This window comes from Flammeovirga sp. SJP92, from assembly GCF_001583495.1.
Taxonomy (GTDB): Bacteria; Bacteroidota; Bacteroidia; order Cytophagales; family Flammeovirgaceae; genus Flammeovirga.
Map to the genome: position 1 here is coordinate 55,607 of NZ_LQAQ01000111.1, position 18,073 is coordinate 73,679.

The window sequence follows — 18,073 nt, forward strand, 5'->3', positions numbered from 1 at the left end:
CCCCTTTCATTAATTGTATTTGTGACACCTTTGAGTAAACAAAAACAAAGGCGTTATGAAATGGACTTTATCACAATTACTTTTTTGCTTACTATCATTTTTTCAGATTCAATTTTCTTTTGCTCAAACAGAACCTGAGTTAGAAAGTAGTGGTACACGATATGAAATCGACAGCTATGATGATTTATTATTTATCTCGCAGAATGATTCATGGTGGGATAAGAGTTTTATTGTGACCAATGCTATAGATGCTACTCCTTCAGGTTCTGGCGATGCTTTATTAGCGTTTTCTCCTATTGGAAATAGTACCGTAGCCTTTACAGGAAATTTTGATGGAGGTTCTGATGCCGGTCATGTCATTTCGAACTTGTATATCAGTCAGCCTGCGATGGATAATGTGGGCATGTTTGGTTACCTCAATAATAATGGTGCTGTAGTTAAAAAAGTAATCCTAGAAGACTTTTTTATTGAAGGGCAAAATAATGTGGGAGCCATTGCAGGATATATTGAAAAAGGAAATGCTATCAAGAAAATTGAACTGAGAAAAGGGGCAGGGAATTATAGTGTTAATGTTAGAGGTGGAAATAACACAGGTGGTGTTGTAGGGTATAATGAAAAAGGAAACATAGAGGATATCGTAGTTAGTGAATTGACCATTGAACATACTACAGGTGTCTCTGCTCAGAATCTTGGAGGGGTTGTAGGATTAAATTCTAATAGTGCTACGGGGAAGAAAATCACCCGAATTACAATGAATGATGTTGTAATAAATACTGATAATAATAGAGTTGGAGGTGTAGCTGGTAAAACTACAAATGGGACAGATTTATCGGAAGTCGAGATAAATGGACTAACAATAAACGCTGTCTCTCATGCAGGTGGTATAGTTGGGCAAAATAAAGCATCAACGGTGAGTACCATTACAGTTGTAGGATTAGATATTATCGTTGATGATCAATATGCTGGCGGAATTGTCGGAAAAAATGATGAAGGAAGTACTATTGAAAAAGCGGTGGTATCAGGGAAAATAAAGGGAAAAAGAAGAATAGGGGGAATTACTGGTGATAATAATTCATCAAGCAGTGTCAATATGTCCAATGCTTTTATTGAATTTACATTGCAAACGGATGCGACTCTAATAGGGGGAGTTGTAGGAGGAAATTATACTTCTGCTACCATCACTGAGTCTTATGCAGTGACAAAAGTGGCTAACATTGGAAATCTATTGTCAGGAGGAATAATTGGCGGAGTAACGGCAAATAATGGAAATCAAAATAACATTTCCGATACCTATTTTGATATCAGTGATGAATATATGGGCAATCTAGGAGAGCCTCTTTATGATGTAGTCACCAATAATCAGATGGGTGTGCAAGGTTATGCCACTTCATTATTTGAAGACATGGATAATTTTAATTTTACAGGGAATTGGGGAATCAGAGGTTCTGAGGCAGACCCTTATCAAAGACCTTACTTATTGGATATGGATGGGTTAGAATTGCCTGTAGAACTGATTGCATTTTTTGTAGAAGTAGAGGATGACGTAATTTCTGTAAATTGGACTACCGCTACTGAAGTTAATAATGACTTTTTTGTTTTAGACTATTCTTATGATCGAAAAAAATGGGAGGAAGTAGCGGTAATCAATGGAAACGGAAATAAGCAAACTCGAACGCATTATATGCTTGAAGAGGCTCTTGATAATTATAGAAACGGAATAGTATTTTACCGATTAAAACAAGTTGATTTTGATGGAAAGTCTACTTACTACTATCTAGAAGTGAACTTAAATCATTCCACTCAAAATATAAAAATCTATCCCACAATTACAGATGATATTGTGACAGTAATCAGAACAGATAACCGTCCAATTCAAATCTTCAATCACGTAGGTAAAGATTACTCAACGCAAGTTGGAATAGATATAGACCAGAAATTGACGCAGTTATCACTCAGTAAACTTCCTGAAGGATGGTACATCATCAAAGTACATAATTCTGTAAAAAGAGTGTATAGGAGATAATTAGAGCCATCTTTTTAAGATATACCACCTCTTCAATTTAAGATATGACCTCTCAAACTGGTCCTGAACTCCCTAAATTTGTTAACGAAATGAAACCAACTTATAAACTCAAATGAAATGAAGAAATTTTTACTTTTTAACCTTATTATCCTTTTCAATACTTTTTTATCGTGGTCTCAAATCAAGCCCGATCAAGGAGATGGATCTTTAGAGAATCCTTTTATAGTATCAACTTTGGAACATTTAAAATGGATTTCTGAAGGTGATGGCGGAGAGGGCGATGGTACACGCTGGAAGTATTATTTTAAGCAAGTAAATGACATTGATGCAAGTGCCACTTTAACCTGGAATTCAGGGGAAGGCTTTAGACCTATTGGGTGGTTTAACTCAAGTTCTGATAAAAAGACTTTTAAAGGAGTTTACGATGGGAATGGTTTTGCAATCCATTATCTTGTGATCAATCGACCTAATGCAAATTATATTGGATTATTTGGTTATACAGAAAGCGGAACGATTAAGAATTTAACATTGACAAATGTATCAATTGTAGGTTCCCAATATACTGGAGCATTAGGAGGAAAGATTGATCTGGAAGGGATTGTTGAAAATGTAAAGGTGAGTGGTACTGTGACTGCATACAGACATTCAGGAGGAGTCTTCGGTGATATCAATAATAGTTCATCACTGAATTATGTTTTTTCTTCCGTGAATGTGATGAAAGGAGATTATACTGATGATAAAAACTTCGGGGGTATTGCAGGTAGAGTGTATAATAAATCTATCATACAAAATACAATAAGCATTGGTAAAGTTGTAGGTATAGAAAATATTGGAGGAGTAATCGGAGTGGGGCATACTGACCCCTCAAGTAATAAAGTGATTACGATTACAAATGTGTATTGGGATAAAGAAACTTCAAATGTGACTACCGATGGGTATAGCGCCGAAACTGTGGGATTGAACACCGCTGATTTTTCAGATAAAAATAATTTTACAGGTTTTGATTTTGAAGGAACATGGGGAATTGGAAAACTTACTGTTATTGATAATAACTTAAGACCTTATCTTCAAACTGATATTGCAAGTAACCTTTCTGTTGTAACCAATAGTAGTGATTTTGGAAGTGTTACGACTGAAGGTGACTTGTATATCGGTCAAACCATTACGTTAACTGCTGTTCCGAAAGAGGGGTATGTATTTGATAAATGGCTTGAAGATGATATCGAAAAAGGTACATCAACAACTTTAAGTTTTGAATTAGGAGCATCTCATACGATCGAAGCGATTTTTAAAGCGATTCCAACTTATACTATCACAGTGTTAGATGCAGAAAATGGCACAATCAATCCTGGTACAGTTACCTTGGAAGAAGGAAGCAATCAAACATTTACGATAGAGGCAAATGCAGGTTATGAGATCTCAGATGTCACAGTAGATGGCGTTTCTCAAGGCGTCATTGAAAGTTATTCATTTGAAAACTTAAGTTCAGACCATACGATTGGCGCCACGTTTAGCTTAATTCCACCTACAACTTATACCATCACAGTATCAAATGTAGAAAATGGCGTAATCAATCCTGGTACAGTTACTCTGGAAGAAGGAAGCGATCAAACGTTTACGATAGAGGCAAATGCAGGTTATGAAATTAAAGATGTCACAGTAGATGGCGTTTCTCAAGGCGTCATTGAAAGTTATTCTTTTGAGAATTTAAGTTCAGATCATACAATTGGAGCTACGTTCAGCTTAATTCCACCTACAACTTATACAATCACTGTATTAGATGTCGAAAATGGAGTAATTAATCCCGGTACAATTACTTTGGATGAAGGAAGTGATCAAACGTTTACGATAGAGGCAGATGCAGGTTATGAAATCTCAGATGTCACGGTAGATGGCGTTTCTCAAGGAGTTATTGCAAGTTATTCATTTGAAAACTTAGGTTCAGATCATACAATTAGAGCTACGTTTAGCTTAATTCCACCAACGACCTATACTATCACGGTGTTAGATGTCGAAAATGGCGTAATCAATCCTGGTACAGTTACTTTGGAAGAAGGGAGTGCTCAAACGTTTACGATAGAGGCAGATGCAGGTTATGAAATTTCAGATGTCACAGTAGATGGCGTTTCTCAAGGCGTTATTGAAAGTTATTCATTTGAAACCTTAAGTTCAGATCATACGATTGGAGCTACGTTCAGCTTGATTCCACCAACGACCTATACTATCACGGTATTGGAAGTAGAAAATGGAGCGATCAATCCCGGTACAGTTACTTTGGAAGAAGGAAGTGATCAAACGTTTACGATAGAGGCAAATGCAGGTTATGAAATCTCAGATGTCACAGTAGATGGCGTTTTTCAAGGCGTTATCGAAAGTTATTCATTTGAAAACTTAAGTTCAGACCATACAATTGGAGCTACGTTCAGCTTAATTCCGCCAACGACCTATACAATTACTGTATTAGAAGTAGAAAATGGAGTAATTAGTCCTGGTACAGTTACTTTGGAAGAAGGAAGCGATCAAATATTTACGATAGAGGCAAATGCAGGTTATGAAATTTCAGATGTTACCGTAGATGGCGTTTCTCAAGGTGTAATTGAAAGTTATTCATTTGAAAACTTAAGTTCAGACCATACGATTGGAGCCACGTTCAGCTTAATTCCACCTGCAACTTATACCATCACAGTATCAGATGTAGAAAATGGGTCAATCAATCCTGGTACAATTACTTTGGATGAAGGAAGCGATCAAACGTTTACGATAGTAGCCGAAGCAGGTTATGAAATTTCAGATGTCACCGTAGATGGCATTTCTCAAGGTGTAATTGAAAGTTATTCATTTGAAAACATAAGTTCAGATCACACGATTGGCGCTACGTTTAGTTTAATTCCACCTATAACTTATACAATCACAGTATTAGAAGTAGAAAATGGAGTAATTAGTCCTGGTACAGTTACTTTGGAAGAAGGAAGCGATCAAACGTTTACGATAGAGGCAAATGCAGGTTATGAAATTTCAGATGTCATAGTAGATGGCGTTTCTCAAGGTGTAGTTGAAAGTTATTCATTTGAAGACTTAAGTTCAGATCATACGATTGGCGCTACGTTTAGCTTAATTCCACCAACGACCTATACTATCACAGTGTTAGATGTAGAAAATGGGTCAATTAATCCCGGTACAGTTACTTTGGAAGAAGGCAGTGATCAGACATTTACAATCACAGCGGATGAAAATTATATGCTGTCAGATGTTTTAGTAGATGGTGTTTCAGTTGGTCCTTTGTCCACTTATACTTTTACTGATTTGAAAGCAGATCACACTATTGAAGCAGAATTTAATAGAGTATATTGGATTAATGTCACAGAGACAACAAACGGAAGTGTTTCCCCTTCTTCAATGCAAGTGGTAGCAGGACAAAACCAAACATTTATTTTTACTCCTGATGAAGGTTATAGCATCGATGAAGTATTGATAAATGGAGAAAGCGTTGGAAGTGTTGAGAGTTATACTTTTATAGAAGTGGAAGCGGATATGACGTTGGAAGTGTTATTTGAACTGGATGAATTACCTACTTCGGTAGGAGGTTTAGATCAAGTGAAGATTCAATTAGCACCGAACCCTGTCGAAAATCAGTTACAAGTGAAAGGGATTCCAGCTAATACCGCTGTTGTTGTTTATGATGTCATTGGAAACCTTGTTTACAAATCCACAACAACCTCAAAAGTACTTGAAATCAATTTCAGTTTGTTAAAGTCTGGCTTGTATATTCTTCAAGTTGAAAAAATAGGTAACTTTAAAGTTGTTAAACAGTAATTAAACTTCTAAAAGAACCATTTTTTAATATTTATCCTTCCTATTTAGAGATCTTACCCCCTCAGCAAAAATAGGAAGGGTGTACTTTTGAGGATATGATGAGTGAAATGAACATCGTATTGACTTTTTAATAAATGAATGAAATGAAACATATATTTTATCTGATATTAACCTGTTTGAACATTACTGTTGCTGTAGGTCAAACCAAACCTGATAAAGGAGATGGTTCTGAGTTATATCCTTATTTTATTGAAAATGCAGAACATTTAAGATGGATCAGTGAGGGAGATGGAGAAAGCAGTAGTTCGGATAGAATGAAAGCTTCCTATGTCATGGTCAATAACATTGATCTATCTGCAACGTCAACTTGGAATGAAGGATTAGGTTTTACACCAATTGGAGCCACTGAATTAACGCCTTTTATCGGTAACTTTGATGGGAATGGAAAGCGAATTTCAAACCTTTTTATCAATAACCCAACGGTAAGGTATCAAGGATTATTTGGTTTTATAGATAATGGAAATGTACATCATTTAGAAATTGAAAATGCTACTATTACAGGAGATCGTTTTTGTGGTGTGTTAGCAGGTAAAATTACGAACAGTTCTGCGGTGCATGATATCATCGTTTCTGGAACTGTAAATGGCAATCGAGGAGTGGGTGGATTATCGGGTGAAATCAATTTCACTTCAGAGGTGCATCACATCATTTCATTTGCATCTGCAACTGTTCCTAACAATGAAAAAAATGTAGGAGGAATAGCAGGTGTCATCTATAATTCATCTTCAATTTCAGAGACCTATGCTACAGGTGAAGTCACTGGAACAAGCAATAATGGTGGTATTACAGGAGCTGGTCATTATGCAAGTGGAGATCAATTAGTGAAGCTCAACAAAGTGTATTGGGATACAGAGACAACTTCACAAGCATCAAATGCATTGGTGGATGATGCATTATTTGGTTTGAAAACTGTTGATTTTGCGTCCAGTGAAAAGTTTGATTGGGATTTTGAATCAACTTGGAATATAAAACTAAATGCAACTTACGATAACATCAATCAACGACCTTACCTAAATTGGATGGGACTGAACGTTGTGAAATTGATCAACTATGATACTGCATTGGGGGCAATTACAGGAGATGGGTATTACGCCCAAGGTGAAGAAGTGACTTTAAAAGTAGAGCCTGCAGAAAATGTAGAATTTGTACATTGGTTGATTGGAGATGAAGTCTATTCTACAGCAAAAGAAATTACAGTTACGCTAACTGAAGATCTATATATTCAACCTGTTTTTGAAGATCAGAAATTTAAAATCACAGAAGTATACACTGCCAGAGGAGGCGTTTTCACAACTGAAGGTGAAGCAGTAGCCAATACAATTTACGCTACACAATTTGATGTAATTGATTTAGTTGTTAGCCCTAATAAAGGTTATGAACTGAAAGAGGTGAAAGTAAATGGTATTTCTCTTGGGATGGTAGAGCAATTTACACTATCAGAGGTCAACGAGGACAAAGAGATAGAAGTGACTTTTGAACCTTATCAATATGCTATTCCAGAAGGAGAAGGCACAGAAGTCAATCCTTATAAAATCTCAAGTCTTGAAGAATTGCGTTGGTTATCACAAGGTGACACTACAACCACAATTGACGATAAAGCCCGTTTTGCTTCTTATTATCTTTTGGTCAATGACATCGATGCATCCTCTACTGTAAATTGGAATAATGATAAAGGATTCCTACCAATAGGAACAGAATCAGCACCTTTTACGGGAACGTTTTTAGGAAGCTTAAAGGAAATCAGCGGATTATCGATCCATAGAGAAAAACAAAATTATGTAGCCCTTTTTGGTTATCTATCAGGAGCCACAATTACTAATCTTCAATTGAAAAAAGTAGCGATCACAGGAGCTAGATATACAGCCTCTCTTGCTGGAAAAGCTGTGAACTCATCTCAAATCAATACGGTGATCGCCGAAGGTAATGTTTTAGGGGAAAGACATGTAGGAGGTATTTTTGGAGATCTTAATGATGCATCCGTAGCATCCTATATTATTTCTGGAGTCAATACATCCGTCATTGCCACGGAGAAAAATGTGGGAGGTATAGCCGGTGTGATGTATAATAATGCAGTCCTTGATTTTTCTTATGCTTATGGATCTGTGAGTGGCGATAGTAATACAGGAGGTCTAGTTGGAGCAGGGCACAACAACCCAGATAATAATAATGTGGTGACGGTGTCGAATAGTTATTGGGATAAAGAAACGACAACGCAAACAGTTTCTGCAGGATCTACAGAAGATTTTGGTCTACCAACGTCTCTTTTTAGTGAAATCTCAACTTTTCAAAACTGGGATTTTGAAAGCAAATGGAAAATGGCTCAATATGATGATTATGATGTCAATACAAGACCCTTTTTCAAGGCCATCGGTTTATTGTCAGTAGCAATCATCAATACAACTCCAGAGTATGGGACAGTAGAAGGAGAGGGAGCATATCCTGAAAATTCTGAAGTGAAATTAACCGCGAATCCTGTTGAGGGTGTTGATTTTAAAGGATGGAAAAGTGGAGATGTCATTTTAAGTGAAGCCAAAGAATATACTTTTACATTACAAGAAAACACAATCATAGAGGCTGTTTTTGAACCCATTTATTATACCGTAAAAGAAGTCCCTTCAGCACGAGGTTCCGTTCTTCAAGAAGAAGTTGAAATGACGATTTTTGATACAAAAGATTTCACCATCGTTCCAAATACAGGGTATGAGGTAATTGATGTTACCTTAAATGGAGAATCTATTGGTCGAGTACCAACTATCAAATTGGAAAAGGTAGCTACTGATACGGAAATTGAAGTCGCATATGCACCTTATCAATATACAATTCCTGAAGGAGAAGGTTCTGCTGAAAACCCCTATAGAATCAGCACATTGGAGGAACTAAGATGGTTGTCACAAGGAGATACTACAACGGGAATAGGCAACGGCACAAGATGGTCATATCATTATGAGTTAATAGAAAACATTGATGCTTCAGCCACAAAAGAGTGGAATGCTGGACTCGGTTTTTCTCCTATCGGTGACGATGCTAAAAACTTTAAAGGAGTTTTCAATGGTAATAGCAACCTTATTACTGACCTTACAATCAACAGACCTACACAAAGTAATATAGGACTTTTTGGGTATTCGTCTGGTGCCCAAATCAGTCAAATAGAAATTAGAAATGTGGCCTTTATAGGTTTAAGAAATGTGGGTGCTGTTATTGGAAAAGCTGATGCATCGACAGAGGTGAACAACATTATCGCTTCAGGAAGTGTTTATGGTGAAAGAGGAATTGGTGGATTATTTGGTGATATCAATAGTCAGTCAAATGGTACATATTTAATTTCAGCGGTAGATGTATCAGTATATGAAGGAGAGAAAAATGCAGGAGGTCTTGCTGGTACGATGTACAATAAAGTAACGATATCAAATGCTTATGCTTTTGGTAAAGTGAATGCGTCAAGCAATGTTGGAGGATTGGTAGGGACAGGTCACTTCTCAAATGAAAATAACCTTTCCATCATTACTGATAGTTACTGGGACACAGAAACTACAACTCAATTGACATCAGCAGGTGTGGAAGACACATTTGGATTACCTTCTGCTTCGTTTAGTGACCTTGAAAACCTAGGAAATTGGGCTAGTGATGATGTATGGGAAATCACTCAAAATGCTGAGTATGATGAACTTCCAAGACCTTATTTCAAATGGATGGGACAATACACCGTCAATGTCAATAATACAACGCCTGAATTAGGCACAGTGGAAGGTGCTGGAAGTTATCCAAGAAATTCAGAAGTAACACTCAAAGCCTCACCTGTTGATGGAGCTAACTTTATCCATTGGAAAAATGGTGATGAAGTGGTAAGTGAAAACAAGGAGTATACATTGACTTTAAATAATAATAAAAGTTTTATCGCTGTCTTTGAGCCCATTCTCTACAAAGTGACAGCAATTTACTCCCCTAATGGTTCTGTTTTATCGGATACTGTTTGGATGGATGTGACCATGGATGAAGAATTTGAAATTATGGCCAATAGAGGCTATGAGGTAGATGAGGTGTTATTAAATGGTATTTCAATTGGTAGAGTGCCAACTGTAAGAATTGAACAGCCAACTTCAGATATAGAGATAGAAGTACTTTTCAAAACTTATAATTATACAATTCCTCAAGGAGAAGGAACATTAGCTAATCCTTATAAAATTACATCTTTGGAGGAATTAAGATGGTACTCTCAAGGTGATACAACAACGGGTATTGGTGATGGAACAAGGTGGTCTTCACATGTTTTATTGATGAATGATCTTGATGCCACTGCTACACAAGAGTGGAATGCAGGTCTCGGTTTCTTACCGATTGGTAATTCAGATAAGAATTTCACAGGATCTTTTGAAGGGAATTATAAAACGATTAAGAATCTATATATCAATAGACCAACATTAAGTAATACAGGGTTTATTGGTTATGCAAATGGGGCAGAAATTAGACATCTGGAATTAGAAAATGTACAGGTTACAGGTTTAAGAAATGTAGGTTCTGTAATAGGAAAAGCTGATAATAGTTCAAAAGTGACACACTTGCTTGTATCAGGAAAAGTACACGGTGAAAGAGGAGTAGGAGGACTTTTCGGCGACTTCAATAGCAATTCTTATGGAGCACATTTAATCTCAGGCGTAGACGTATCAGTCTATGAAGGAGAGAAAAATATCGGAGGTTTATCGGGAACGATGTACAATAAATCATCCATAACTCACGCAATAGCATTTGGTGAAATCAGCGGTAGCAGTAATGTAGGAGGATTAGCAGGGACTGGTCATTTCAGTAACGAGAATAACCTAGTGACTATTTCGGATAGCTATTGGGATATTGAGACAACAGGACAGACCACTTCGGCAGGATCAGAAGACGTTTATGGTTTACCAACAGTAGCATTTAGTGATGCTCAAAATTTTGAAAATTGGGATTTTGAAACTACCTATGAAATCACACAAAATGATGCCTATGGCACAGCCTCAAGACCTTTCTTTAAATGGTTGAATCAGGTGAGTGTGATTGTCTTGAATGAAAATCCAATTTATGGAGAAATCATAGGAGACGGAGCATATTATATTGGTTCAGATGTTACTTTGAAGGCGGTACCTCACACTGGAACAACATTTGGTCATTGGAAAGTGAACGATGAAATAGTGAGCGAAGCCATAGAATATACTTTTGAAGTAGATGAAGATGTTATTGTAGAGGCCGTATTTATTCCTTCAATTTATCAAGTCGATGTTCTTCCTTCAACGCATGGAGTGATCACACCAGAATCGGTGAGCATGACTTACTTTGATACACAGGAATTTACAATCACACCAAACATTGGTTATGAAGTAGAAGATATTAAAATCAATGGTCAATCATTAGGAAGCCTTTCTTCTTTCACTTTAGAAAAAGTAGAGGAGAACAAACAAATTGAGGTGCTTTTTAAAGCTTTCGATTATGAAATACCTCAAGGTGACGGTTCAAAAGAAAACCCTTATTTAATATCGTCGCTAAAAGAGTTGCGTTGGTTTGCTGAGGGAAGTGCTTCTTCAGAAATTGATGATAAAACAAGATGGAACTCATATGTTGAATTAATCAATAATATTGAGGCTGAAGAAACAAAAGATTGGAATGCAGGATTAGGTTTTAGACCTATTGGCAACTCAACCAACAATTTCAAAGGTCATTTCAATGGTAATGGTTATAAAATCAAAAACCTTACAATTCACCGTCCAAAAGAAAGAAATATTGGTTTGATTGGCTTTGCATCTTCTGGGGCAACAGTTGAAAACGTTCAAATGTTGGAGGTTGATTTTACAGGAGAAAGGTTTATCGGAGCCATAGTAGGCCGTACGGATAGTGTATTGGTTTCCAAGATTTCTGCCACAGGAAAAGTTCACGGAGAGCGTTTTATTGGAGGTCTTTTAGGAGATCTCAATAAAAAGAGTCAACTGGAAAAATCAATCTCTTTTGTGAATGCTAGTGTAGTAGAAGGAGAAAGAAATGTAGGCGGTCTTGTTGGAGCAATTTATAATGAATCAATCATTGATAGATGTTATGCGGTAGGAGAAGTTACTGGTGCATCTTCAACAGGAGGTCTGATAGGGACAGGACATACGGAAGGAACTGTAGTTTCAAATTCTTATTGGGATTTAGAAACCACGGGTCAAAATAGTTCTCATATTCAAGGAAGCCAAGGTGTAATCACTACAGATCTGTTCTCTAATTCTGATACGTTTGAAGGCTGGGATTTTGAAAATGAATGGACAATTGCCATAGAAAATGATTATGACATGCATCCTCGTCCTTATTTCTCAGGAATAGAAAAACGTTCTGTAATAGCTTCCAATAATAAACCAAAATGGGGTACACAAGAAGGAAGCGGACGTTATGCAATCGGTGAAACCGTAAAACTGTCAGCTTTACCGAATGGAGGGCACTTCTTTATTGAATGGCAATTGAATGGCGTTTATTATAGTGATAGTCAGAATATAAAAGTAGTAGTAGGAGAAAGTGATACGGAATACGTAGCTATTTATGGGGCAGAAGAACATTTTATTTATGTTACCCAAACGGCAAACGGTACGATTTCACCAGAAACTTCAATGGTCTACCATCATGATGACATCACTTTCACCATCACACCTGACGAAGGTTATGATGTAGATTACTTGATCATTGATAACGATACTTTGGAAGGAGCAATGACTTATACTTTTGAAGAAGTAAAACAAAGCTATGATTTCACAGCCGTTTTCAAAGTGTATGAACCTCAAATATTCTTGATTCCAGCTTTGGCAGGGGATAACGGAAGTATCGAACCTCAACTCGCAGAAGTGGAAGAAGGAATGGATTTTACATTCGAAATTATTCCTGACCCAGGTTACGAAGTAGAACAGGTTTTTGTAGATGGAGATTCAGTAGGAGCGATGACCAATTTCACTTTCACAGATGTATGGGAACATAGAACAATATCAGCCACTTTTAAGAAAAGTACAGTTACTGATATTGAAGACAATCAAGCTCAAGTGAAAGTATACCCTAATCCTTTCGAGGATCAGATCACCATAGAATTGAGCAAAGCCTCAAACATCAAAGTGGTGGACTTAATGGGGAAAGTCATCTTACAAAAAGAACTAACACAACCGAAAAACAGGGTTGCGCTTCACGGCATCCCAAGCGGTATTTATATACTACTTATTGATGGTTTAAAGCATATTAAAATTAAGAAAAGATAATGGTTTTAAGATTAAGATTTTTAGCACTACTATTATTCGGTGCATTAAGTGTGACTGCACAGAATAAGCCCAATTTTTTAATCATCGTAGCAGATGATTTGGGTTATGGAGATTTAACTTGCTATGGAGCAAAAGACATCCAATCTCCAACCATCGACAAAATAGCAAATGAGGGAGCATTGTTTACCAACTTCCATACTACCTCATCCGTTTGCTCTCCATCAAGAGCTTCAATGTACACTGGTAAATACCCTGATTTAGTAGGTGTGCCAGGTGTAGTAAGAGCAAATCCAGCCAACAGTTATGGCTTCTTTGATCCAAAAGCGACAACGATCATGGACGTGATGAAGGCAAACGATTACAGCACTGCCTTAATCGGAAAGTGGCACCTTGGTCATGAAGCTCCCAACTTACCAAACAATAGAGGTTTTGAGTTTTTCCATGGCTGGCTAGTAGGGATGACGGATTACTATGAGCATGTTCGTTATAATGAAAATTGGATGAGAAAAAATGAGGAGAAAATTGAGCCAGAAGGACACTGTACAGACCTTTTCACGGACTGGACTTTAGATTATTTAGACACGAAAAAGAACGATCCTTTCTGCCTTTTCTTAACGTATACTGCACCTCACTCACCGCTTCAACCTCCGGCAGAATACTATGAAAAAGTAAAAGCAAGAGAGAAAGGCATCAGTGATAAAAGAGCAAAATATGTAGCCTTAGTAGAACATATGGATGATCAAATTGCAAGAGTCATTAAAAAACTAGAAGATAACAAACAGCTGGACAACACAGTCATCATGTTTGTATCTGATAATGGAGGAGCAGAAAATCACGGAGCAGATAATGGTGTATTAAGCGGTCAAAAAGGAGATTTATTAGAAGGTGGTTTAAGAGTGCCATTCATCATCCGTTGGGGTGATAAAATCAAAAAAGGTCAAGTAACAGATCACTATATGTCTGTAACCGACTTCTTCCCAACCATGACAAGCATGGCAGGGATCAATTACGAAGGCGAATTATCAGGCATCGATCAAACAAAATTCTTATTAAAAGGAGAAATTGAAAAAGCCGACAGAACAGACATCGGTGTCCGTAGAGGAAACAGAAGCGATTGCGTAGACGGGACAGTATTCTACAGCGTTCAGAAAAACGGCTGGAAATACATGCAAAATTCAGCCTGCCAACCTTTCGTTTTCTACGATATGAAAAAAGACATAAAGGAGCAAAATCCAATTCCAGCAGATAAGCTTCCTAAGAAAAAGAAAAACTTCGATAAAATATTGAAGAAACATATCATCGAAACTGGTGGTGTATCATGGAAGAATAATTTAATAGAATAAAGTAATATTTATTACAGTAGTAATTTATTAGTAAGTAAACATCGGAAAGAACCTTCATAGATATGGGGGTTCTTTTTCTTTGCATATAAATTTCAAAATTTGACTCTATAACAACTAGAAAATACCAATGAAGTAAGCTGGTCATAAATGAGCAGTAGTATTTCATAATAAATTTTATATTTGTATAGCAAACAATATTCAACGAAATCCAAACAATAAGTAAACTATGGTTTTTATATTCTTCATTCTAGCCTTAATCATGGCATATACCGTAATCTCCCGAGTTCGCACCATTATTAAAGGGAAATCAAATCAAAATGAAAACAGAGGTACTGGGTATTTTAAGAGGAGGTATCGATAAAAACACCACTGGCGCAAGTGTTAAGCCTTAGGCGTCACTTGTGTCTAACATTGGAAGAAGTCTCCAGACTTCTAATAGACAAAAAAAGTAATAGAGCTTTATCCCATAATTATTTAGTAAAATTTATTATAGGTCTGATTATTCACTAAAATCAGAATGTATTATAGAAATATTTCAATACATCAAAACTATTTATGTTGAATCGGAAGTCTGGAGACTTTTCCGATTTTTAGACACAAGTGACGCCTACGGCTTAACACTTGCACCAGTGGGTAGTCATCAAGCCGTATTCTAATATAAACTCATCACATTTACCTCATTGGATAAGGCAATATTCATTCTATCCAATCATCATTTCAAATTAAAATATTAGCCTGATTACAAATCTTCAAAACCACAACCCCATTTATAAAAACTACTCACACACTATCAAAAACAACGATTTTGCAAGATATATACCCTTCTGTTTTCAATATATATACCCCTTAAGAAGGAATTATTAAGCGTAAATTTGTAACATGTTCAAAGGCGATATAGACGCCGGCCTAATGAAAGGGGGACATTATTGAAATGAAATTTTTTGAAATAATAATAGAACTGTTTATGTGTAATTCAATCAAAAGACTTTTACTGTTCAGCATCGTGGCGTTATGCTATGGGACAGTTTCTTTAGCCCAGGTCGACCAATTAATTATTAATAAGGGATGGGAATTTAAGCAAGCGGATAAAAACGAATGGATGTCTGCTACCGTTCCGGGATGTGTGCATACTGACTTATTGGATCATAAGAAAATTGAAGATCCTTACTTTGGTACTAACGAAAAGAAAGTACAGTGGGTAGATAAAAAAGATTGGGTTTACAAGACGACATTTAAGGTAAACGATTTAAACAAGCAAAAACAAGAATTGGTTTTTGAGGGATTGGATACTTACGCTGATGTATACTTAAACGGTAAGAAAATCTTAACAGCGGATAACATGTTTAGAAGCTGGACGGTCGATGTCACAAAAGGATTGAAAAAAGGAGAGAACGAATTGAAAGTTTATTTCCATAGCCCAATTAAAATGGCGACGCCACTTTGGGATGAAGTAGGTTATCCTTTGTATGCTATCAATGACGATTCAAAAACTGGTAATACAGGTGATAGAAAATTGTCAGTGATGACACGTAAAGCAGGCTATCACTACGGATGGGACTGGGGTCCGCGTTTGGTGACTTCGGGTATCTATAGAAATATCTATTTGAAGTCATGGAATAAAGTGACAGTTGATAATATCCGTTATCAACAAAAGAATGTATCAGAAAAAAATGTGGACATCTTGACTACAGTAAACTTAAATGTAGTGGAGAATGCGAAGGTGACGATTGATGTGTTGGATGCAAAGTCAGGTAAGAAATATGCATCACAAGAGGTAAAGGTTTCTGCAAATGATAAATCAGCTACTTTGAACTTCAATATTAAGAAGCCAAAATTATGGTGGTCTAATGGTTTAGGAGAGCAAAACCTTTACCCAATCAAATTAGTGGTAAGAGAAGGTGAGAAAGTATTGGATGAAAATACACAGAATATCGGTATTAGAACGATCAACTTAATTACTGAAAAAGACGATATCGGTGAATCTTTCAAGATCAGATTGAATGGTGTGGACGTATTCATGAAAGGTACAAACTACATTCCTGGTGATATGTTCTTGACGGAAGTTTCTGACGAGAAAATGGAAGAAACAATCAAAGCTTGTGCTGATGCGAACATGAACATGATTCGTGTTTGGGGTGGTGGTACTTACGAAAAAGACCTTTTCTATGACCTTTGCGATAAGTACGGTTTGATCGTTTGGCAAGACTTTATGTTTGCTTGTAGCTTGTATCCTGGCGATGAAAATTTTGTAGCCAACGTAAAAGAAGAAGTAAAAGAAAATGTGATTCGTTTGAGAAATCACGCTTCAGTAGGTATGTGGTGCGGTAACAACGAGATTGAGTGGGCATGGTTTGGATGGGGAATCCAAAAGCAGATGAAATGGTCTGAAGCAGATTCTACAAAAATTATCAACGATTACTTCAGATTATTTACAGAAGAAATTCCAAATACTTTACATGAGTACGACGACAAAGATTACTGGGCATCTTCTCCTTACTTCAGAAAATACGGTGATCACTTAGAGACAAAAGGAGACAGACACTTATGGGATGTTTGGAAAGGACCGAAATCATGGGATTACTACAAATCACATGTGCCAAGATTTATGAGTGAGTACGGTTATCAATCTTACCCTGAGGTAGAAACAATGCAAAAATATGTGACAAAAGAGGATCTTTCACTTTGGTCACCAGGCATGAGAAACCATCAGAAAGCGAAGCATGGTAACAAGAGAATCATGAAAAATGTGACGAAAGAGTTTGCTGTAGATGGCAACAATTTTGAGAAAGTAGTTTACGCTTCACAATTGTACCAGGCTTATGATTTACAGTTTGCGATTGAAACGCACCGTAGAAAAATGCCTCACTGTATGGGATCATTGTACTGGCAGGTAAATGACTGCTGGCCAGTAGCTTCATGGGCAAGTATTGATTATGAAGGTAAATGGAAAGCATCGCATTATGCAGTAAGAGATGCTTACAAGGATGTGATCACTTCAGTATCATTAGACGAAGAACAATTTAATGTATATATCGTATCAGATTTGTTGAAAGCTGAAAAAGCGAAACTAAAAGTAGATGTGTTGAACTTGAACGGTCAAGTGGTAAAATCAGAAATGATGGATGTGACTATTGATCCAAATACTTCTAAAGTGTATTATCAATTCCCAATGACCGAACTAGCAATTGCCAAAAAAGAATTAGTTGTTGTGACTACTTTAACTCAAAAAGGAAAAACTATTGATAAAAACGAATTCTTCGCGGCTAGAAATAAAGATCTAGCATTGGCAACTGACTATCAATTAGAGAAAAAAGTAGTAGCTCAGAAAGGTGGTACTTATGTGATTGAATTATCCACTGACAAAGTACTAAGAGGTGTGAAAATCATTTCTTCTGTAGAAAACGGAACTTGGACGGACAACTACTTTGATCTTATCCCAGGAGAAACTAAAAAAATAGTGTGGCAACCAACAGTACAAAGTGCTGGTAAAGTAGAGTTCAGTGTGCAGACGTTGAACAAGGTCTTGAAAGATCAACCTGCTGAAGTACTTAGTCAACTTTAATCATTTAACTGCAGAAAAGGTAGCATGTGTG

5 protein-coding genes are annotated in these 18,073 nt (G+C 36.7%); all 5 read left to right on the forward strand.

Annotated elements, in window-relative coordinates; translation table 11 throughout:
- Positions 1-55: 55 nt before the first annotated feature.
- The 5 genes from AVL50_RS28340 (at position 56) to AVL50_RS28360 (ending at position 18,042) form a co-directional block, all read left to right on the forward strand.
- Positions 56-2,023: a hypothetical protein gene (locus AVL50_RS28340; RefSeq protein ID WP_062620725.1), complete on the forward strand. Its 1,968-nt coding sequence runs from the start codon at positions 56-58 to the stop codon at positions 2,021-2,023.
- 117 nt (positions 2,024-2,140) lie between these two features.
- A complete protein-coding gene (locus AVL50_RS28345; RefSeq protein WP_062620727.1) occupies positions 2,141-5,836 on the forward strand; it encodes a T9SS type A sorting domain-containing protein in 3,696 nt (1,231 codons plus the stop codon).
- Between the two features lie 143 nt (positions 5,837-5,979).
- Positions 5,980-13,137 (forward strand): ZmpA/ZmpB/ZmpC family metallo-endopeptidase-related protein, encoded by a 7,158-nt coding sequence (locus tag AVL50_RS28350; protein WP_172826944.1) that lies wholly within the window; start codon positions 5,980-5,982, stop codon positions 13,135-13,137.
- A complete protein-coding gene (locus AVL50_RS28355) occupies positions 13,137-14,480 on the forward strand; it encodes a sulfatase (protein ID WP_062620735.1) in 1,344 nt (447 codons plus the stop codon). Before AVL50_RS28350 ends, AVL50_RS28355 begins: the two co-directional genes overlap by 1 nt.
- A 931-nt stretch (positions 14,481-15,411) precedes the next feature.
- Positions 15,412-18,042: a glycoside hydrolase family 2 protein gene (locus AVL50_RS28360; RefSeq protein WP_082796043.1), complete on the forward strand. Its 2,631-nt coding sequence runs from the start codon at positions 15,412-15,414 to the stop codon at positions 18,040-18,042.
- The last annotated feature ends 31 nt before the right edge of the window (positions 18,043-18,073 follow it).

What these genes read in the sequence shown, in the direction of transcription:
- AVL50_RS28340 (WP_062620725.1), top strand. Translation starts at nt 56, where the DNA reads ATGAAATGGACTTTATCACAATTACTTTTTTGCTTACTATCATTTTTT.
- AVL50_RS28345 (WP_062620727.1), top strand. Translation starts at nt 2,141, where the DNA reads ATGAAGAAATTTTTACTTTTTAACCTTATTATCCTTTTCAATACTTTT.
- AVL50_RS28350 (WP_172826944.1), top strand. Translation starts at nt 5,980, where the DNA reads ATGAAACATATATTTTATCTGATATTAACCTGTTTGAACATTACTGTT.
- AVL50_RS28355 (WP_062620735.1), top strand. Translation starts at nt 13,137, where the DNA reads ATGGTTTTAAGATTAAGATTTTTAGCACTACTATTATTCGGTGCATTA.
- AVL50_RS28360 (WP_082796043.1), top strand. Translation starts at nt 15,412, where the DNA reads ATGAAATTTTTTGAAATAATAATAGAACTGTTTATGTGTAATTCAATC.